This is a genomic window from Vibrio agarivorans, assembly GCF_030409635.1.
Classification (GTDB): Bacteria; Pseudomonadota; Gammaproteobacteria; order Enterobacterales; family Vibrionaceae; genus Vibrio; species Vibrio agarivorans.
On sequence record NZ_JAUFQF010000001.1, the window covers coordinates 186,044 to 205,194 of the forward strand.

Consider the following 19,151-nt stretch of genomic DNA (forward strand, 5'->3'; position numbering starts at 1 on the left):
TTTCACTAAAGATGATATTTTGAATGCAGGGTTTCGTTAATGCAATCTAGGTTAATGCCGTATGGTTATATAAAGTGATTGTTACTCGCAGAAATAATAAAGCCGCTAGTCAATCCATATTAACTAGCGGCTTTTAAACTTTAAGTGCCAGATTTAGTTTGTTGTTAATACCGCTTTGGGCTTCTTTGGCCTTACCCCTTGCGCCACACTCGCGACAATAATAATTGCGCAACCTAGGATCTGAATAGGCTCTAAAGCTTCAGCGAAGACGATCCACCCCAGTAATACGGCAGAAATAGGTTCAACATACGATACGGTGCTGTAAGTTGCCGCAGGCAGGTGTTTTATTGCGTAGACGGCCAACACTATCCCCATGAACCCAGGAAGGAAGCCAGCTAGCAACATCCAGCCCCATTGTTCAGCAGTCAGTGACAAATCGACGTTAAATAGAAGGGGTAGCACGCAAAGTGCACCGACTAAGAATTGCCAGCTACATTTACTAAACTCAGGGTAGTGGCCTGGAATTTTACGGTTGATTAAAATAAAACTGGCATAGCACAGCATCCCCCCTAAGGCGAGAGCAAGCCCTTGCCATGAAGCTTGTGTATCTGAACTTTGTTGTGGCTGATAGATCACTAACATAAATCCAAACAATACTGTCGCAACAGAAAGAACGGAGTATCGAGTGAGCTTTTCAGACAGTATAAAATGCGCAGCCACGGTTGCTACGGCGGGGGCTAAATAGAGGGCCATCACAGCGATCAGCATGGTGGTGTAGTTGAGTGAGGCAATAAAAAGCGTCATAAAGCCCGCTAGCATAACGCCATTAAGCAACATCAGTGGGTGAGGCTTTGTTTTGAGCTGTTTTGCTTGTCCGGTTAGCAGTATGAGCAGCAAAAGCAGTGCGCCACCAATAGCGAGCCTGAAGAAGGTGACAGTGGCTGCATCGAGCTGTGAAAGGCGCGATATGACGCCAATGGTGCCCATAGATACCGCAGCCACGGCTGCGACAGCGATCATTTTTGAAGAGGTTTGGCTAGACATGGTTTTCGCTTATCGCTCGGTGGCTAGTGCCATTAACTCGTCTTGAGATAGCGCTTCTGCCGCTTGCCCTTTTGCGATCAAGTCAATGACCGTAAATTCACTCATATCACCAAATTCTTTGGTTAAGTACGCCCGAAAAGCTGGCTCGTTTGGCCATTTACCTCGAACGGTGTACCCGTCTTCTTTACTAAAGTCTTCACTTTCAAAGTGCGAGAAGTCCGTCATACCAATATTGTGGCAATACAGAACAAGATACATGTCAGCTCCTATGTATTGTGGATGGGGTCTAGGCTCAAGAGTTTACCACCTAAAGACCTGTCCGGGGGGCATAATACCACGATACTCTGAGACAAATTAGGGTCACCAGATAGCGCAGAAAACACAAAAGGCTCTCAGCGGGAAGAGCCTTTGTGTTTTGCTAATTTGATGGTCAATCTTGAGGAATCAGCCCTTCAATCAGTGCAAGTCGCCATTGTTCACTGTAAGGGTCATAGGCGCCAAATCCTGAACTGTATTCCCAGTAGTGCCAGCTAAAGCCGCGTTTTTCAGACTCTCTTGCAATAAAGGCAGTCCAGGCACGTTGGTCTTCCGGATGGGAGACTTTACTGTAAACACCGAACTCGCCAATATTGACTTCATAGCCTCGGTCTTCTTGATCGTTCCAATCAGACACGGCATCAAGATAATCAAATAAAACCTGCTGTTGTTCGGTCGTTCCTAACCAGCGGGTCCCAACCCAACTCTGCGCGCCATCAACCCATTCCGCTCCTTGGTGGGTGAACTTAAAAGGTTCATAGAAGTGGACGGTGATAATGGTGTTTTCTGGTGTTGCTTCTGCTGGCAGTTTTAGGTCTGGGAGCTTAAATGGGCCTCCCCAGTCAGCTGTGCCAATCATGATCTTTCGTTGACCACTGGGATTATTTTGTGTGTTGGCATTGTCTTGCCATAGAAGCGTGGTGAGATCTTCGATCAACAGATTCCATTCTGCTACGCCGACCTCTTCGTGAGGTTCATTGAGCAGTTCAAATACAAGTTTGTCCTCTGAATAGGTGTCTAATGGAAAATGCTGTGCTAGCTGATACCAAATCGCGTTCAAGCGCTGTCGGTGGTGCTCAAACTCTCCATTATTGTAGAAAAGCTCATTGTAGTGATGGGTATTAATGATTACCCGTAGATCTTCCTGAATGGCTTCATCAACGACTTGTTTCACTCTATCGACGAAGGCTGAATCTAGAGTGAAAGGCGCATTTTCTTGCGCGTGTGCGTTCCAGCGCACGGGAATACGAACACTGGCAAAGCCTTGGTTGGCAATGTTGGCGAAATCGCTCGCTTGAATGGTTAAATCACCATTCCATTCGCCTTCATAGTTGGGAGACTCGAAAAAGTTACCCATATTGATGCCACGACCTAAAAAGCTTGATGCGAGGCCTTTGCTTTCATTCCAATTGTAGATATCGCTATAGTAGCTTTCGTCCAGAACTACCTGTGCCTGTTCGTTGTTTGAGCTTGAGCCGCAAGCTGACAAGACTAAAGCACCAAGTAGGGCGGTGCCAATAACATACCGTTTTTGCGCTTTCACAGTGAGGTCTCCATTTTTCTGCTGAACTAAGTTGAGCACAGAGGCCTTGTACGGAATGTAGATTAGCTCACAAGTGTTTGTTTATTTTTGATAAATACAAATTCCTTCACATAACTATGAAACAAAAAGAGCGCCGAAGCGCTCTCTGTCATCATTATCGAAATTTAAACATTTCTTGATGGAAATGGAGGCGAGATAAGCCTTTTTTTATCAGACCTTTTTTGAGTATTTTGCCGAACTTATCAGGGCCGCAAAACCATATACTAGTGTCATTTAAGCTCCCAACGCTTTGTGAGATGAACTCAGCGGATAGGCGTTTTCCTTCTGAGTCGAGATACCAGTGCACAGTGACGCCGGCCTTACTTGCTCGAGTTTCTAAGCGTTGTCTTAATTCATCAGAGACATGATCTGCGCATACAAAGAGCGAGATCGGAGCCTGCGAAGGTGTTTGCTCGAGCTCTTTGAGCTTGGCGATAAAGGGTGTAATGCCAATACCTGCACCAATCCAGATTTGATTTTTTGGTGAATCGCTAAAATTAAATTGACCATAAGGCCCTTCAACAGTGACGGGCATATCAATTTTGAACCAGTCTTTGAGTTGACTAGTCCAGTCTCCAAGCGCCTTGATGATGAATGTGAGCTCACGGCTCTCTGCATTCCATGATGAGGCTATGGTGTAAGGGTGCGCACCTTCAGCACGTTTTGATGTTAAAAATGCAAATTGTCCAGGTTTGTGCCCTTGCCAATGCTCGTCGACCACAACCGTAGCTTCAACGACATCAATATCTGGGTGTTTGACAATGTGCGCAATTCGCCCAGACGCTTTGTTTCCATGGCCGATTTTCCCCATTAAGCTCATCACTGCAGCAATTGTGCCGAGAAGCATAATCAGACCATAGATAACACCAAATGGCGTTGCCCAATATTGGCCTTTGGTGAGCAACACAGAGTGAAACACCAGAGAGAGGAAAATGATTGCAATGACATGATGGGCTTTACGGAAAATATGATAAGGAATAAACCGAGCTAACGCGATAAATACAAACGCAACTAGCGCATAAAAACCATATTCACCTACAACTTCTGCAAGCTCACGATTCTGGTGAAAAAAGTCGATAATAAAATGACCCGATTCACCATGCTGATGTCTTGCGCGTTTACCGATTTCTTTCAACGGCACAATTTTCGAGGCGATATCACCGGCAAGCCAATGGATAACCGAAAAAATAAAGCTCGCTACGCCAAACCACTTGTGCAGCCGATAGGTTTTGTCTAATCCCCCAACCAGCCTATTTATCAGCGACAGGCGTAGGCTTGTTATCATGCACAAACTCATCGTCACGATGGCAATAACGCCAGTGAGCTGCACGAAAGCATGTTTGTAGGCCATATGTGTCAAAGGTACAGGGCTCAAGGTGTCGACACTCATCCAAAGCAGAATGGTTGCAGCGAGAGAAAGCCCAAATGCGATAGCAATTTTATTCATTGTTATGCTCGAAATTTCTGAATTAATTAAATTGTAGTTCACGCAAAATTACAGCGCTGAACAGAGGGTGCGCACTATACCAATCTTGTCTTAAATGGACATGGATTGAAGATTAAAAATAGTTAATGGTTAGTGCGAAACGGTGGATTCAACCCAAAATAGACACACTTTGTAGAGGACTTGTTTGGAGAGGAGTTGTTTGTTGACGACTTGCTGTTGACGACCGGTTTGTTGGTATTGGAAGGTAGCTTGGGAGATGAATAAGAAAACGCAGAGGGAATAGGAAAGCAGGGCAGCGTGAATGCGCAACCCTGCTTGGTAGTGTTTACCACATAAGGTCATCTGGCACGACGAAGTCTGCGTAAGGGTCATCTTCATCTGGCGCATCATCGGCGGCGGTCTTGTGATCAATGATAGAGTCCACATCACGCTCAGCGATCTTGTTAGCAACGACACCTGGAATTACAGCGTAGCCTTCCTCTAAACGGGCAATGGCTAGGATGCCTTTACTAAGCTGCTCTTGGGTTAGAGAGTCTACGTAGAGTGATTTAACTAGCGTGCCATCAGTGAAGTTATACTTGATCTCACCATCAGCTAAATCAAGTTTGTTCATTTGAATCAGTTGCTTCACTTGTGCGCGAACTTCTTTAGACAGGCGCTCAGCATTTTGTTGTTCACTTAGTGCTTTGTCGCGTTCTTGTTGAGCGCGTTTTTGTTCTTCTACTGCTGCTTTAACTTCGCGAGCTTGAACGCGAGATTTTTTTGAGCCTTTTTTCGCTTTCTTGAGCTTTTTCTCGTTAACTAAGCCCGCTTTCAGCATCTGCTCCTGAAGTGATAGTTTTGCCATGGTATGTCCAATCTTTAAAGTTTGCGCTATTTTAACCGTTCAAAATAGACAAATAAAGCAGTTGCGATCGCTAAGTGGCCGTAATATTGAAACCAACAGAAGGTGTAAAATGACCCTTATCAAGAATAATGAAGAGTATTACGATCAACAGTTTGATAAGTACACCTTCAAGGGTGAAACACAGCTTGAAACGGTGTTTGAAGAGTGTGAGTTCATTGATTGTGATTTCTCTGACGCTGTGTTTCGTCGTTGTCGCTTTTTAGACTGTTCCTTTGTCAGTTGTAACCTCAGCTTAGTGCAGTTTTCATTGACTCAGTTTTTGAATATTGAGTTTCGTCAAAGCAAGCTTGTTGGTGTTGATTGGACTAAAGCCGATTGGCCAACCTACCGAGCTGACCCAGAAATGCGTTTTATCGAATGTATTCTTAACGGAAGCTCCTTCTATGGGCTGACCTTGCAAGAGATAAAGTTTGACCAATGTCAGCTGGTAGATGTTGATTTTAGAGAGGCCGATCTATCCCAAGCACAGATGACAGAATGCGATCTCAACGAAGCCCAATTTATGCGCACCAACTTGACTGGTGCTGACTTAACCGATTCACACAGTTTTTCAATGAGTGTGTTAGACAACCAATTAAAAGGCGCCCAGTTCTCTAAGCTTGAGGCACTGAACTTACTTGAGAGTTTAGGGGTGAAGTTGGTTGATTAGTGCTGATGTCAACTGCGGGCAAGATCAACTGCAAAAAGAGCAGGTGTAGTCTTGCTCTGGTAATGTTCATTCAATTCACGAGTAGTATAAAGGGTTGGCAAATCGCCAACCCTTTTTGTCATTGATAATACCTGTATTGATAAACTCAATATTAAGGTAACGATAGACTTTTCGGTTTTGTATAGCATGCAATGATCAAGGCAGTAATGATCACAACAAAATCAATAGTTACTGGTATCAGCATTTTATGCTCCTAAGAGTTAGGGGATGGCGACGACTAGAAATAGCAGCATCGGAAAACCAATCATTGCTTACCTCTTTGTTTTGGATCGTAAGTTTGGTCGAAAATAATCTTGATTAATGTCACTTTGCTCTGTTTTTATCGCTTATTGAAGGAATAAAGTCAGTGTAATGAATAATTGCATTAATAAGTGAATATCAGTTGCTCAATCTATAGTGAGTGTCAGTTTTTAATTTGTAGGTAATTTGTTTTGTGACTAACTGATATTCACAACTGAAAGAACACGTTTGATATAAATGCGCCTCAAAATTAGTGAGGTATATATGACACTGGAACGAGCGAGAGAGTATCATCTAAAATACAAGAGAATTGGCGTAAGACAATACAATCACGATGCCGTGATTATCTGGACGTTTTCATGTTTCGAACGCATATTGGCACTGTATGATTGTGAGCCTGAATTTCTCTACTTCTATGAGGGTTAAGTCATGGCCCTTAAGTCACCTACGGAAAGGTCATCACGTGAAGTACCTAAGTAAATACGTTAGTTACGAGTCTTACCTAAATCATACTGGATTTGACCAAGAGGCATGACGACAAAATCATTACTGTGACTACCTTTGCTGTTTAGATCGTCAATTTTGCTGTCAGTGTTCACGCTGAGGTTAGAGTTGGTAGACACGTAGCCCGTTGCAAACATGATTTCACCAGATAGGCGATTAGCTTCAAAGGCAGAAGTTGAAACAGATACAGTAGTTAGAGCAGTAAAAGCCAGTACTTTATTTATACGCATTAGATTATCTCAGTTAAATTAGTTTCCCTGTTTTCTCTCCAGTCCCTTTAGATGAGGTATATATTAAATATCTACCGAACTAATAATACGTTTAACTGTTATTCATTTTTGCACACCACTCTGTCGAGATATTCAAATATGAATTTCTCGTATTGCTTTAGCGGGAATGGAAAGCCATTTAGATTGAATAAAAGAAATTAACTAAGAGGTAAAAAACGATTCAATATATTATGCGAGCATGTGATAGCTACAGAAATAAAATTTACTTGAATGACAGACCTTATAACGTGATTGATGTTGGTGAGGGCGAGTGTAAAATCTACCTTGTCGCAGGAGTTCAGAACAACTACGTTAGGGAAATGACCAGGTTGTACCATGGAAGAATAATCTTTATCGATATATCAATGGCTTGGGGTTATGGTTTGCGAGAGTTGAGTGAGGAGAGTTTAAGCCTGTTGACTCAAGATATTCACTTACTCTTTGATGTGTTCTGGTTAGACCATGTATCCGTTGACTGTCCGATTAAGGACTTTGATATGAGAGGCTTGTTTGATGTGATTAAAAGTAGAGAATACTCAAAAGAGTTGAGAGCTTATGCTTAGTTATAGGTGAAAATAAAAAAGGGTGGGGGACAAACCCCCACCCAATATTGGTCAATACAAAGTATTGCTTAAACTATATTACTCGTAATCAGAAGCGTAAGTATCTTCGTAACTGTGCGAGTAAAATTCGAACAAATTGCCAAACGGGTCTTCTAGGTAAACCATTTGCGCTTGTTTAGAATCATCTTCTGGGTGGTAGCGCATGATGTCCATACGAACCTTACCACCAAACTCTTCAACGCGTTTGATTGCTGAAGCAAACTGCTCTTTTGGTAGTTGCAAACAGAAGTGGAAGATACCTAGACGAGAGAAGTCTACTTCGTGACGCTCTTGACGCTCTTTCATTTCGAAAAGCTCAACACCGATGCCATCAGAGGTTACTAGGTGAGCGATGTTGAATCCATTAAAGCCTTCACCAAATACTGCGATACACATTCTGCCGATAGCAGACTCGCGCTCTTCAATGACTTTAGTATTGTTCATTACGATTCTTAGGCCTAGCGCTTTAGTATAAAACTCAACCGCTTGATCCATATCGCCAACCATGATGCCTACGTGATTCATTTTCATTTTGTGCTCTCCGAATAAGGAATTTGTTTCTTTAGTTGAATCGAGGTTTAACCCGATGTCGTTTCGATGAGGAAAGTATATGGAGATAAGTTGATTTTCTAAAATTATTAAAAATTTTAATTGTGATAACTTAAGGTTATCAATGTCAAGAGACACCTCATGTCCAACGCTTGGATGTCTAGTAATTACTAGTTACAGCATAAAGCTCTAGTACTTCCATTGGTACGACATCCAAAGAGCTTTCTTCACAGCTTGATAAAACAACCAGTGGAGCACAACCTGCCTCCCATGCTTCTTTCCAACGCTGTGCGCAAAGGCACCAACGATCTCCTGGGCTTAGGCCCTTGAACCCATACTCGGGTAATGGCGTGGATAAGTCATTGCCTTGATTTTTTGTGTACTCTAAAAATGCCTCCGTTACTTCCGAACAGATAACGTGACGGCCAAAATCGCTCGCGTCGGTTCTGCAATACCCATCGCGAAAATAGCCAGTCATTGGGGTGCAACTGCACGGTGATAGTGGGTCACCGTATACGTTGAGTCCTTCTTTCATGGTTATGACACCTTTAGTGATGTTTAAGTACTTACGTTACATTGTAGCCAATCAATTGATGGTCTCGAGTCAAAGAACATCTGGCAAAAAATCTAGAGAGTATTGCAGCCATCAACTAGCCTTGTTAGGAAGCAGATAGCGGGAGAGTTAGATGAGCCAGAAACTAGAAAATGCCACCAATCTCTATATGGAAGGAATCAGGGATGGGTTTGCACGTGAAGCGGTGACCAAATATACCGGACGTCGTTATACCCAGCACAGCACCGGGGTACGAAATGGTATAGAAGGGTTTGTAGAGTTTTTTGAGCCTTTCTTGGAGCGTTGTAAAGACCGCGACATCCGAATCGTGCGTGCAGTAGTCGATGGTCAGTATGTGTTTGTATCAGCCTTTCAAGATATTAATAATGGTGAGGCTAAGTGGGTAACAACCGATCTTTTTGATACAGATAGCGATGATAAGATCATTGAGCATTGGGACGTCATTGCTGCCTATGACACTGAACCTGGCTCTGATACAGACCAAATCAGTGGCCCTAGTTATCCTTCGACGGATGAAGGAACTGAGGAAAATAAAGAGTTAGTAAGAGAGTTCCTGTGTGACGTGATGGTGTTGGGGCAGTCAGATAAACTCGAACAATATTTAGATAAGAGCCTTGTCAGTCACCAAGCGAGTGATGTGAAATCATTCGAGAGCTATACTGGCTGTTACGACCAAGTGTTCAAGATCATTGGTCAAGGTGACATGGTAGTGGCATACAGCCGCGTCATAGAGGGGAACCAAGAGATTGCTCGCTTTGATGTATTTAGGTTAGAGGCTGGATTGATAAATGAAATCTGGGTAAACCAAGAGCCAGTACTGCCAAAGCACGAGTGGGTTAATGGTGGTAAGTTTTAAACTGAGAGTACCCCTAGGGATCATTCACCTAGGGGTATCATGGGCGTCGTTAAACTTCTTCTAATAGCGCTTTTGGCTTGTCACTAATACAGTGGCTACAGCACATATCATTTTCGCCTTGGCAAATTTCACACAATACGATTTCTCCGTCATCAGTGAAATCACTCGTCGATTTTGCTTTCCAACAAGAGCAGGAGCTACTGATCGTGCTCCCACAGTAAACACATTTATCACTCATTAGTTGATCCCTCAATGTTGTCGTTGATTGAAGTTAGGATCGTTTTTACCCATACCCTATAAAACTATAGGAAGAGGCATAATATAATTCCATAATATTTTTATGGTTATTTGAGTTTTTGAGAAGTTGGCTAAGCGACAGAATACTGATCTTAGGTAAGGAATATCGGATAGCATGGTGTGACTATAGACTGCTCACAGTTACTGTACACAAGACAAGGAATGTTAAATGTTAGGTAAACATACTGATTCTTATAGTCAATTCTATAGTTCAACTCACGATAACGAACACTTGGATAGTAAAACTGAGCTGCTTGTGGGACTTTCCGCTGCGATGGCAATGAATTGCTTACCTTGTACTCACTATTATTTAAAACAAGCCAAAAAAGCTGGTATCACTAAAGGTGAAATTTCAGATGTCACTGCGAAAGTGATGGCGGTTTCGGCTGGGCAAAAGAAGCTGCAGATGCAAGAGGTACTGCAGCGTTACAAAATCGACCTAGACACTTATGTTTAAATATCGTTGTTGAATCTCATCTTGAACACACAGACAGGTTCAAATAGCGTAGCCCTATAGATTAAATAACAGTGATATTTACATGAACAAGGAAGTGACTAAGATCCGTTCGCTAATGCAAGGGACGGTTGCCATGATGCCATTGAGCCTTGCTGTTGTCCCTTGGGGCTTTTTAGCGGGTTCGTTTGCCATCGATTCAGGTTTGACCGCACTTGAAGGGCAGGCTATGAGCGCAATCTTGTTTGCTGGTGCGGCGCAGCTGGTCGCAATGGGAATGATAAAAACAGGTGCCAGTGTGATGACGATGGTCGTGACCATTTTTTTCATCACCTCTCGTCATTTTCTTTATAGTTTGTCGATGCGCAGCCATATTGCACATTTACCCTTGAGGTGGCGTGTTATCCTCGGCTTTCTGCTAACCGATGAGTTGTTTGCGCTTTGCGGACACCATAAACCAAACAGCTTTGATCGCTGGTACGCACTGGGAGCCGGTTTTTCCTTTTACTTGATTTGGAACTTTGCGACCTTCGTTGGGATTATCGTTGGAGCACAAATACCTGATCTACAAGATTATGGATTGGAGTTTGCAATTGCAGCGACTTTTATCGCTATTGTGGTTCCGAATATAAAATCCTGGCCAGTATTACTGGCGGCATTGTCAGGACTTGTTAGCTCTGTGGTCCTGGCCTTTTTGGGTGTCGATAGCGGTCTTGTGATTGCTAGCCTTATAGGCATGAGTGTTGGCTATTTGTCAGAAGGGTGGTTTAAGTCATGATTTATGCATTGATACTGCTCCTCACAGTGATCGTGTTTGCTAGTCGATACCTATTTTTAGAACCCAGTGTACCTCTACGCTTGAATAGCAAGGCACAACGTTTCTTGAGTTACGCTAGCCCTGCGGTGCTTACTGCGATTTGGGGACCTATAGTATTTATGCCGCATGGAGAGCTCATTCTTGAAGATAACCTAGCATACATACTTGGTGCGGTGTTTGCGGTGGTATTAGCTCGGATTACTCAAAACGTATTGTTAACGACGATTGTAAGTATCTGCTTCTTCTTATGGATTAAACTCGTTATTTTATAGCGAAATAACGGTTTGCATTTAACTCACTGTTTTATAAACGTAAAAAAGGGTCAACCGAAGTTGACCCTTTAAATTTTGATAAGGGATGAAAATCATCACCCCTTAAGCAATTTTTCTATCGAATTACTTCTTAAGACCTGTGAAGTAGTCGAAGATTACTGGTACGTCGTTTTGACCTAGACCAGCGTCTACAGCAGCTTGTAGGCTTGTAGAAGTACCTTGAGCGATTAGAGACTCAGTACCTAGCTCTTCACAAAGAGCAAGGAAGTAACCAAGGTCTTTGTTAGCGTTAGCAACAGAGAAGCCTAGTTTTTCTTCGCCATCTACAGCGTAGAACTTACAGAACTGCATGAATGGAGAGTTAGATGGACCAGCTGACATGATGTCAAATAGTTGCTGACCGTCAACGCCTGCTAGTTTAGCAACTGCGAACGCTTGAGACATAGTAGCAACAGTAGTCATACCCATGAAGTTGTTAACTAGCTTAGTAACGTGACCTGAACCTAGAGCACCTAGGTGGAATACGTTTTCGCCTTGCTCGTCAAGAACTGGCTTAACTTTGTTGAAAGTTTCCATGTCACCAGCAGCCATGATGTTCAGAAGACCATCTTTAGCGTGAGCTGGAGTACGACCTAGAGGAGCGTCGATCATGCCAGCGCCTTTCTCTGCAAGGTCAGCACCAATCTTCTTAGTAGAAGCTGGGATAGAAGTACCGAAGTCGATTAGAGTCTTGCCTTCAGACATACCCGCAAGGATACCAGTTTCGCCGTAAACTACTTTCTCAACAACTTCAGAAGTTGTTAGACAAAGCATAACGATGTCACTTTTCTCAGCTAGTTCTTTACCAGAAGCTGCTTCAGATGCATTGCCGCGAGCTAGAACAGCTGCAACTGCGTCTTTGTTAAGATCCATTACGTTAACTTCGTAGCCACGGTTTTGAAGGTTCTCAACCATGTTGCCGCCCATAAGGCCAAGACCGATGAAACCAATTACAGGTTTAGTCATTTCAGACTCCTAAAATATACTATTGTATGATTTAATGTTGGGGCAATCATAAACGCTCCCGTTCGTTTTAACAATAGTTGATTTACAAGAAATAGTGCTTTGATTGGCTTTGTGTGATCACACTCAAGAAAAGCGCCTGCTTGGTCAGACCTAAGTCATCAGGTGATTTCATGAAAATGCTTAACAATAATGCAATCTTCGTACAATAAAACTAATGTGTTTGTCTTAGTTTAACGATGTCATTTCCCACTTTAGTATGTTTTTTCTGCTTTCTATCAATAGCACTGTCAATAAAAGTGAAACAAAAAGTTCTTATTATCAGACCACAACAGGGAGGGCTATTATGATAAAAAGGATTAATGGTTGGCTTTATTGCGGAGTTTTGGAGCTATGCCTCGCTGCCATCATTCACTGGTTAGTTTCACGCCACCGCATCGACGATATGGCGCTCAATACCAGCCTAAACAAAAGCTGTGAAGTTGCCGAATCTCAGGGTGAACGTACTTTTACGATTTTTTGGCCTTCATTTCCTTTAGCAGAGTATATTGCCAAAACCTTCTGTGAATTATTGCTGATTTATAGTGAGTACAGTCGTGTTGTAGTGGTTGTCATGCCTCGAGATAGGCTTGAGACCCGTCATATGACAACTGAGGCTTTTGATCTTATTTTCTCTCGTCATTATGTTCTTAACAGTATTTTTCCTAACTATGAGAGTTTCTATCATTCCTTAGTGTCTTGGCCGACTTATTCTGTCTACTGGCTAAGTCATGAACCATTGTCGGTAGGTCGTTATGCTTCTTCAAAAATTGGTGTGTTAAACGATCATCGAAGCCAGTCGGGTTATATCGAGCCAATGAAGTTTCTCAAACATCAAAATCTCGATCTTGACTCACTCGATATCCATTACTACGACAATCGACAAGCGCTAATGACGGCGTTTAGGAATGAGAAAGTGGATATGATCCCTAATCTAACACTTAAATCTGATTCGGGTGCTCTTTCGGAATACCACGAAACACTGATCAATGATCGACTTGAAATCAGTAGTTGGTATGTGAATAACGATATACCTGAAGCATTGCTGTTACGAATTAATGGTTTCTTGCGCCTGCTTTATACAGAGAGTATTGAGGGTCAAGCAAATGGTTAATACGCTGAATGACAATAAACAACACCTTATCATTTACTTGGTAATGGCAAGTCTCATTGCTGTCGTACTGGTAAATAGGCACAACTTTGCGACAGAACCTAAACTGCTTTTGTAGGGAGATAATCGTCATCGGCTTCACGGTTGGTGTGGGTGGTCTGTTTGGCGACGATTATCTGATCATAAATGAAGCCTTTTTTCTATCTAAATAAATAGCTTAGAGCTTAAGATCCTGTCTATGAGTGGTACTTAGGGTCACTGAGAGAGTGACCCTAAAACAAAATCAATAAGAACAATTATGGCTGTTGCTTAGTAGGCGCTAGTGCAATCTCACGAATACACACATTTTGCGGTTGGCTATAGGCAAACTCTACAGCGCGCGCTACATCGTCAGCGGCTAACACGCCGCCCATGTCTTCTTTCCATGCATCATAGCCATCTTTGATCTCTTGCGAAGAAGTATGAGACAGCAGCTCGGTCTCTACTGCACCCGGGGCAATAGTGGTTACACGTACGTTGGCAGCAGCAACTTCTTCACGGACATTTTCTGAAATCGCGTGAACAGCGAACTTAGTGCCACAATAAGCCGCGTGGTTCGGGAATGTTTTCTTACCCGCAATTGAGCTGATGTTAATGATAGTACCGTGGTTGTTTGCGATCATTGGTGCAAGTACAGATTGTATACCATTGAGTAAACCCAGCACGTTAACATCGAACATGCGTTTCCATTCTGATGCGTCTTGAGTATCGATTTGACCTAGTAGCATACAGCCTGCGTTATTGACTAGGCCATCAACAGGACCAAACTTCGCTTCAGCTTTAGCAATAGCAGCTTCAAACGAGGCTTTCTCGGTCACGTCAACTTTTTCACACAGTGTATTCGGAAGATTAAGGGCTTCTAAACGTTCAACACGACGAGCAAGAAGAAGTAACGGATGGCCAGCTTCGCTCAAACGACGCGCGATAGCTTCACCAATACCAGAGCTTGCACCAGTAATTACGATCAGTTTTTTCATTGTTTACTTCCTCAGTGTTTTCATTCTTCAATGTTGAGTGACAGCGGGTGGCGCTGTGATAGTGAGTATCTTAATCAAGCTTTCTTTGTTGATATATATCACTCTGATTGAAACACTGTTGCTGTAGTGCAACAATAATAAGATGGTTCCCAATAGATGCCTCAATTATGTTAGACCAAGTTAACCTTGCGGATATTCGTTCATTTGTCCTTATCGCTCAGAAAGGCAACTTTACTAAGGCGGCTGAAACGTTAGATGTTTCGCGCTCTCATGTCTCACGTCAAATTAGCCAACTAGAAAAGCATATGGGTGTGACGCTCTTTATTCGCACCACGCGAACGCTACGTCTAACCGATGCAGGGAGAACCTTTTTCTTACAATGCGAAAAGGCATTGCATGATATTGACCAAGCACTGTTGTCAGCCGTCGATGAAGTTGAAGTTGCACGAGGTGAGGTGAGAGTCAATTGTGTCGGTGGTTATCTAGGAGAAGAAGTGATAGCTGAAATTGCTTCACAGTTTATGCAGCAACACCCAGAAGTCACAGTGCATTTAGATTTTAGTAGCCACCGCGTCGATCTCATTGATGAACATTTTGATGTTGCGTTTCGAATGGGCAAGTTAGAAGATGCCGGTTTCATTGCTCGGAAGTTGATGGACATTCAGATGAGCACTTTAGCCTCTCCCAATTATATAGAGCGCAATGGCAAGCCCTACCACCCAAAAGACTTAGTGCAACATCGATGTTTGACGGGCTCAGTAAAGCGTTGGAGTTTTCAGCACGCAACGAGCAGCAGCCATTACGATCTAACGGTTAATGGCCCGCTGCAATGCAAAAATGGCAGAGTATTGGTGAAGGGCGCAGTTAATGGCAACGGGATCATTCGTGTACCTTATCTATACTGTTCGAGTGAAGTAGAAAAAGGTTTGTTAGTTGAGGTGTTTGATGATTGGGGAATACCGAGCGTCGACTTTTCGATGGTTTATCACCGCGATAAGTTTCAACCCAAACGGATTCGAGCATTCATTGACTTTGTACAAGGGCAGTTTGCACGTCAATCGGGTTGATGGTTGACGGTTAAAGTGAGCCCAATGTGAGAGGTTTGTGATAACCTACGCGCCCTGAGAATACGAATTATATTTATTATTGAGTCGTTTGATGACCAAAACACAATTAATATTGCAATACCTGAAACTCAATCGCGTCTCTTACTCCTTGGCGATCGTGTTTATTTTTCTTGTTAACTGGCTTCAAGTAGAGATCCCTCGCTATATTCAGTTAGCGATTGATTTGATTGAAGACGCATCAACACAGGGGCATGCGCAGCTCAAAAGCTATGTCGGTATCGTTGTTGCCATGTCGGTCGCTATGATGGTCGTGCGAATCTGGTCTCGCATCTATGCACTTAATCCGGGTCGTATCACGGAAGCGGCTCTCAAGAACACCTTACTGCAAAAGCTCAATCAGTTACCCAACAGTTTTCATGAGCGTTTTGCTTCAGGCAAGCTGATATCTATCATCAACAATGACCTATCTGGCGTTAGATTGATGTTTGGTGTCGGCTTTTTGCAGTTTTTTAATGCCTTGCTCGCTTTATCTCTGACTCCGATATGGATGTGGCGCATCTCACCAGAGTTAACCCTGTATTCGGTGATCCCAATTGCTGTCGCTTTTGTCGTTTTCCGTATTGGCTTCAAGCGAATGAAAAGCCTGCATATGGAGCATATGGCGCGCTTGCAAGATCTCTCTGCTCAATTAATGAGTTACTTATCGGGCATTGATCTCATCAAGAGTCAACAGATGTCGCGTTGGGTGATAGTGGAAGTAGAAAAATTGAATCAGCTGTTACTTGAATGCCGAATGAAGATAACACGTATCCAAGTGTTCTATATGCCAGTGCTCGATTATGGTAACAACATCATGAAAATCCTTATTCTTGGTTTAGGTGGCTACATGTTGATGAATCAAGAGTTGAGCTTGGGTGAGATCACCGCTTTTCTGACGTACTCGGTGTTATTGGCTATGCCTCTAATGGGGCTGGGTCGCATTGCGACAATTTTTCAGCGAGGTATGGTCGGACTAACCAGTGCACAAACCATTCTAAATGCAGAAGTTCCAACTAATGACACGCGTCTGCTCGAGGAAAAGGCAGTCAGTGAGCTACGTGGCCAAAGCTTCTCTGTTAAAAATTTGAGCTACCGCTACACCGATGAAGAACGCTTGATTCTTGATGATATTAGTTTTGATATCCCGGCTGGCAGAAGAGTGGGAATTTTAGGCAGTATCGGCTCTGGAAAAACGACTTTAGTTAACTGCATCAACCATCATTTAAACGTGCCGGAAGGGCATATCTTTCTCGGTGATAAAGACATCACCAGCTTTTCACGTAGTGACCTGAGACGTTATATCAAGACGATTACGCAAGATCCGTATCTATTCTCAGCATCGGTTGAAGATAACATTCGCTTTGGTAGCAAACATTCCGAAGTATCCCAGCAGCAAGTGGATGAAGTGTTGGCACTGGCACAGTTGTCTGAAGATGTGTCTCGATTCGAACATGGAAAACAGACCTTGGTTGGAGAGAAAGGCATTATGCTTTCTGGTGGTCAAAAGCAGCGTTTAAGTATTGCACGAGCGCTACTCGAACCTGCTCAATTGATCATTATGGACAATGTTCTCTCAGCAGTGGACTACGAAACAGAGCGTAAAATTCTTGAAGGTTTGTTTGCACGACTAGATAAACAATCGCTATTGGTAGTATCACATCGTGTCAACGCGCTTGAGTATATGGATGAAATCATCGTTTTACATGAGGGAAAGGTTATCGCGAAAGGTAATCACGATACACTGTTAAGAACATGCCCGTACTACCTTGAAACTTGGCAGTTACAACAAGACCATCCGGAGGCAGCATCATGCTAAAAGGGATGGATATACAATACCTAAAACACTTCTTTCAGTTTGCCAAAAAATATAAGCGAACGGCGTTACTTGGCATTGCCATGCTGCCGCTATCAGTGGCGACAAGTTTGCTGTTTCCATGGCTGATCATTCAGGTGATCGATGTTCAGCTAAGCCAGCGCAACATCGATGGGCTACTGCTGTATGTCTTCTACATGTCATTGGTATTGGTCGCAAGCTACATTGTAGATTCGACCTATTCCTATTGTTTGCGTAAAACGGGTCAGTACACGATTACTGATATGCGTTCAGTGCTCTTTGCTCGCGTATTAAAGCTGCCGAGAAGCTACTTTGATAGCCGACCGATTGGTGTGACGTTATCGCGTTTGACCAGCGATTTAGAAACAATCGGTGAGTCTTTTGTACAATCGGTTGTTGGTTTAGTTAAAGACACGTTAAACACTATCGCTCTGATCACCATGATGCTGTTCATTGATTGGAAACTGACGTTGATCGTTTTAGTGATTATGCCTCCGGTTATTTATCTCACGGTTTATGTTAGAAACCGACTGCGAGAGCTGCATTTGATCACTCGCTCGACACTGGCGAGAGGCGTTGGCTATCTGCAAGAGGCACTGCTTGGGATGAAAACCGTGCAGTTTTATCGAGCGGAAGAGCAGGTAGAAACTAAGTATCAAGGCTTTACCAATGAGTTTCTGCGGGCGCAGAAGAAGGTTAACAAATACGATGCGATTCTGTTTTCATTTATCTCGGGTATCACCTCCATCACGATTGCATTGATGATTTGGTATGGTTCTGAGCAGGTGCTTGAAGGTGCATTGACTCTTGGTGTACTGATTGCGTTCATCAATACGTTAGAGAAGGTGTTTGTGCCAATACGCGACTTTACCTCGCAGATAGCCTCAATTCAGAGCTCATTTGCTGCCTTTGACCACATCGAAGAGTTGTTTATCGAGCCAACTGAGGAGCAGGAGCGCCAATTACTCTCTAGAGAAGAGATTGGCTTCCAACTAGATGAGTTTAAGAGTTTGGAGTTCAAGAACGTAAGCTTTCGCTACCGCGAAGACAGTCCTTATGTTCTGAATAATGTCTCTTTTGCGTTGGAAAAAGGTCATCAGATTGCTCTGGTCGGCTCTACGGGGTCAGGTAAGTCGACCATCATGCGCTTGATTACCAAAACCTATCAAGATTACGAGGGGAGCATTTTGCTGAATGGACTCGAGCTTTCACAGATCCCTCAAGAAGCCAGCGCTCACCTGTTCTCATTGATGATGCAAGATGTTCACTTGTTTGAAGAAACGGTTCATTTCAATATCGCATTGGGTAAAGAGCACATTGATCGCGCTGGCGTTGAACAGGCTGCAAGCTATGTTTATGCCAATCGATTTATTGATCAGTTGGCTAATGGGTATGATTTCCGTTTAGACAAAAACGGCTCAAATCTATCAGCAGGCCAAACTCAGCTAGTTTCGTTTGCCAGAGCCGTCGCTCATGGTGGGCAAGTGATGATGCTCGATGAAGCCACTAGCTCTGTCGATTCCATCACAGAAGACTTAATTCAAAAAGCGATGCAGCGTATTTTCAAAGAGAAAACCGTTATTGCTATCGCTCATCGACTTAGCACAGTCAGACACTCAGATACGATTCTGGTGCTGGAAAGAGGCGAAGTGGTAGAGCGTGGTAATCATAAGCAACTGGTTGAGATTAATGGTGTGTATGCTGGATTGTTGAGTCATTCGTTTGATGAGGGACAGGATTCAAAAATCGCTTAACAGCTAGCTGTACAGCCGTTAAATCACAAGAGCTATGTACCTCACTATTTCTAGTTAAAGGTACATGGCTCTTTTTTATACGCGGTTGACACAGTTTGATGATCAAACTATTTTTAAGTTGGATACTTTG

Annotated in this window: 21 protein-coding genes; 10 read left to right on the top strand and 11 right to left on the bottom strand. The window is 43.1% G+C overall.

The genetic code is table 11. The annotated features are described in order from the left end of the window. Positions 1 to 153: 153 nt before the first annotated feature. From QWZ05_RS00780 to QWZ05_RS00800, 5 genes are all read right to left on the bottom strand, one after another. On the bottom strand, positions 154 to 1,044 hold the full coding sequence (locus tag QWZ05_RS00780; RefSeq protein ID WP_290295952.1) for a DMT family transporter: 891 nt from the start codon (positions 1,042 to 1,044) through the stop codon (positions 154 to 156). A gap of 9 nt (positions 1,045 to 1,053) precedes the next feature. Beyond that, positions 1,054 to 1,302: a hypothetical protein gene (locus QWZ05_RS00785; protein ID WP_290295954.1), complete on the bottom strand. Its 249-nt coding sequence runs from the start codon at positions 1,300 to 1,302 to the stop codon at positions 1,054 to 1,056. Positions 1,303 to 1,474: 172 nt separating this feature from the next. After that, on the bottom strand, positions 1,475 to 2,623 hold the full coding sequence (locus QWZ05_RS00790; protein WP_290295956.1) for a glycoside hydrolase family 5 protein: 1,149 nt from the start codon (positions 2,621 to 2,623) through the stop codon (positions 1,475 to 1,477). A gap of 154 nt (positions 2,624 to 2,777) precedes the next feature. After that, positions 2,778 to 4,109, bottom strand: a complete 1,332-nt coding sequence (locus QWZ05_RS00795) for a ferredoxin reductase family protein (RefSeq protein ID WP_290295957.1) — start codon at positions 4,107 to 4,109, stop codon at positions 2,778 to 2,780. Between the two features lie 325 nt (positions 4,110 to 4,434). Continuing rightward, positions 4,435 to 4,956 carry a DUF2058 domain-containing protein gene (locus QWZ05_RS00800; protein WP_264875770.1) on the bottom strand — a complete coding sequence of 174 codons (522 nt, stop codon included), beginning with the start codon at positions 4,954 to 4,956 and terminating at the stop codon, positions 4,435 to 4,437. Between the two features lie 109 nt (positions 4,957 to 5,065). Here QWZ05_RS00800 and QWZ05_RS00805 point away from each other — a divergent pair, with 109 nt between their 5' ends. Then, positions 5,066 to 5,665 carry a pentapeptide repeat-containing protein gene (locus QWZ05_RS00805; protein ID WP_290295960.1) on the top strand — a complete coding sequence of 200 codons (600 nt, stop codon included), beginning with the start codon at positions 5,066 to 5,068 and terminating at the stop codon, positions 5,663 to 5,665. Between the two features lie 785 nt (positions 5,666 to 6,450). Here QWZ05_RS00805 and QWZ05_RS00810 read toward each other — a convergent pair. Continuing rightward, a complete protein-coding gene (locus QWZ05_RS00810) occupies positions 6,451 to 6,699 on the bottom strand; it encodes a DUF2860 family protein (protein ID WP_290295962.1) in 249 nt (82 codons plus the stop codon). Positions 6,700 to 7,058: 359 nt separating this feature from the next. Between QWZ05_RS00810 and QWZ05_RS00815 the strand changes: the two genes are divergently transcribed. Beyond that, positions 7,059 to 7,301: a hypothetical protein gene (locus QWZ05_RS00815; RefSeq protein WP_290295964.1), complete on the top strand. Its 243-nt coding sequence runs from the start codon at positions 7,059 to 7,061 to the stop codon at positions 7,299 to 7,301. Positions 7,302 to 7,379: 78 nt separating this feature from the next. On the opposite strand, the gene QWZ05_RS00820 is transcribed toward QWZ05_RS00815, so the two are convergent. After that, the gene (locus QWZ05_RS00820) at positions 7,380 to 7,871 is read right to left on the bottom strand and encodes a VOC family protein (protein WP_290295966.1); all 492 of its coding nucleotides are present in this window, start codon (positions 7,869 to 7,871) and stop codon (positions 7,380 to 7,382) included. Between the two features lie 178 nt (positions 7,872 to 8,049). Continuing rightward, complete coding sequence (locus QWZ05_RS00825) at positions 8,050 to 8,424, bottom strand: DUF2237 family protein (RefSeq protein ID WP_290295967.1); 375 nt, start codon at positions 8,422 to 8,424, stop codon at positions 8,050 to 8,052. Between the two features lie 151 nt (positions 8,425 to 8,575). On the opposite strand from QWZ05_RS00825, the gene QWZ05_RS00830 reads away from it, so the two are divergent. Next, positions 8,576 to 9,319 carry a nuclear transport factor 2 family protein gene (locus QWZ05_RS00830; RefSeq protein WP_290295969.1) on the top strand — a complete coding sequence of 248 codons (744 nt, stop codon included), beginning with the start codon at positions 8,576 to 8,578 and terminating at the stop codon, positions 9,317 to 9,319. Between the two features lie 49 nt (positions 9,320 to 9,368). Here the strand turns inward: QWZ05_RS00830 and QWZ05_RS00835 are convergent, their stop codons facing one another. Further along, positions 9,369 to 9,557, bottom strand: a complete 189-nt coding sequence (locus tag QWZ05_RS00835; protein ID WP_264875764.1) for a hypothetical protein — start codon at positions 9,555 to 9,557, stop codon at positions 9,369 to 9,371. A 228-nt stretch (positions 9,558 to 9,785) separates the two neighbouring features. Between QWZ05_RS00835 and QWZ05_RS00840 the strand changes: the two genes are divergently transcribed. The 3 genes from QWZ05_RS00840 (at position 9,786) to QWZ05_RS00850 (ending at position 11,159) form a co-directional block, all read left to right on the top strand. Next, on the top strand, positions 9,786 to 10,073 hold the full coding sequence (locus tag QWZ05_RS00840; RefSeq protein ID WP_264875763.1) for a carboxymuconolactone decarboxylase family protein: 288 nt from the start codon (positions 9,786 to 9,788) through the stop codon (positions 10,071 to 10,073). A gap of 82 nt (positions 10,074 to 10,155) precedes the next feature. After that, positions 10,156 to 10,848 carry an AzlC family ABC transporter permease gene (locus QWZ05_RS00845; protein WP_264875762.1) on the top strand — a complete coding sequence of 231 codons (693 nt, stop codon included), beginning with the start codon at positions 10,156 to 10,158 and terminating at the stop codon, positions 10,846 to 10,848. Then, on the top strand, positions 10,845 to 11,159 hold the full coding sequence (locus QWZ05_RS00850) for an AzlD domain-containing protein (protein WP_264875761.1): 315 nt from the start codon (positions 10,845 to 10,847) through the stop codon (positions 11,157 to 11,159). The genes QWZ05_RS00845 and QWZ05_RS00850 overlap by 4 nt, the downstream gene beginning before the upstream one ends. 123 nt (positions 11,160 to 11,282) lie before the next feature. Here the strand turns inward: QWZ05_RS00850 and QWZ05_RS00855 are convergent, their stop codons facing one another. After that, positions 11,283 to 12,164 (bottom strand): NAD(P)-dependent oxidoreductase, encoded by an 882-nt coding sequence (locus QWZ05_RS00855; RefSeq protein WP_264875760.1) that lies wholly within the window; start codon positions 12,162 to 12,164, stop codon positions 11,283 to 11,285. Between the two features lie 343 nt (positions 12,165 to 12,507). Here QWZ05_RS00855 and QWZ05_RS00860 point away from each other — a divergent pair, with 343 nt between their 5' ends. Continuing rightward, a complete protein-coding gene (locus QWZ05_RS00860; protein WP_290295972.1) occupies positions 12,508 to 13,314 on the top strand; it encodes a hypothetical protein in 807 nt (268 codons plus the stop codon). 293 nt (positions 13,315 to 13,607) lie between these two features. Here QWZ05_RS00860 and QWZ05_RS00865 read toward each other — a convergent pair whose 3' ends face one another. Beyond that, positions 13,608 to 14,327 (bottom strand): SDR family oxidoreductase, encoded by a 720-nt coding sequence (locus QWZ05_RS00865; protein ID WP_264875754.1) that lies wholly within the window; start codon positions 14,325 to 14,327, stop codon positions 13,608 to 13,610. A gap of 167 nt (positions 14,328 to 14,494) precedes the next feature. Between QWZ05_RS00865 and QWZ05_RS00870 the strand changes: the two genes are divergently transcribed. The 3 genes from QWZ05_RS00870 to QWZ05_RS00880 all read left to right on the top strand — a co-directional run bounded on the left by QWZ05_RS00870 (position 14,495) and on the right by QWZ05_RS00880 (position 19,021). Further along, positions 14,495 to 15,394 (top strand): LysR family transcriptional regulator, encoded by a 900-nt coding sequence (locus QWZ05_RS00870; protein ID WP_264875753.1) that lies wholly within the window; start codon positions 14,495 to 14,497, stop codon positions 15,392 to 15,394. Positions 15,395 to 15,485: 91 nt separating this feature from the next. After that, positions 15,486 to 17,249 carry an ABC transporter ATP-binding protein gene (locus QWZ05_RS00875; RefSeq protein ID WP_264875752.1) on the top strand — a complete coding sequence of 588 codons (1,764 nt, stop codon included), beginning with the start codon at positions 15,486 to 15,488 and terminating at the stop codon, positions 17,247 to 17,249. Then, positions 17,243 to 19,021 carry an ABC transporter ATP-binding protein gene (locus tag QWZ05_RS00880; RefSeq protein WP_290295976.1) on the top strand — a complete coding sequence of 593 codons (1,779 nt, stop codon included), beginning with the start codon at positions 17,243 to 17,245 and terminating at the stop codon, positions 19,019 to 19,021. Before QWZ05_RS00875 ends, QWZ05_RS00880 begins: the two co-directional genes overlap by 7 nt. Positions 19,022 to 19,151 lie beyond the last annotated feature (130 nt).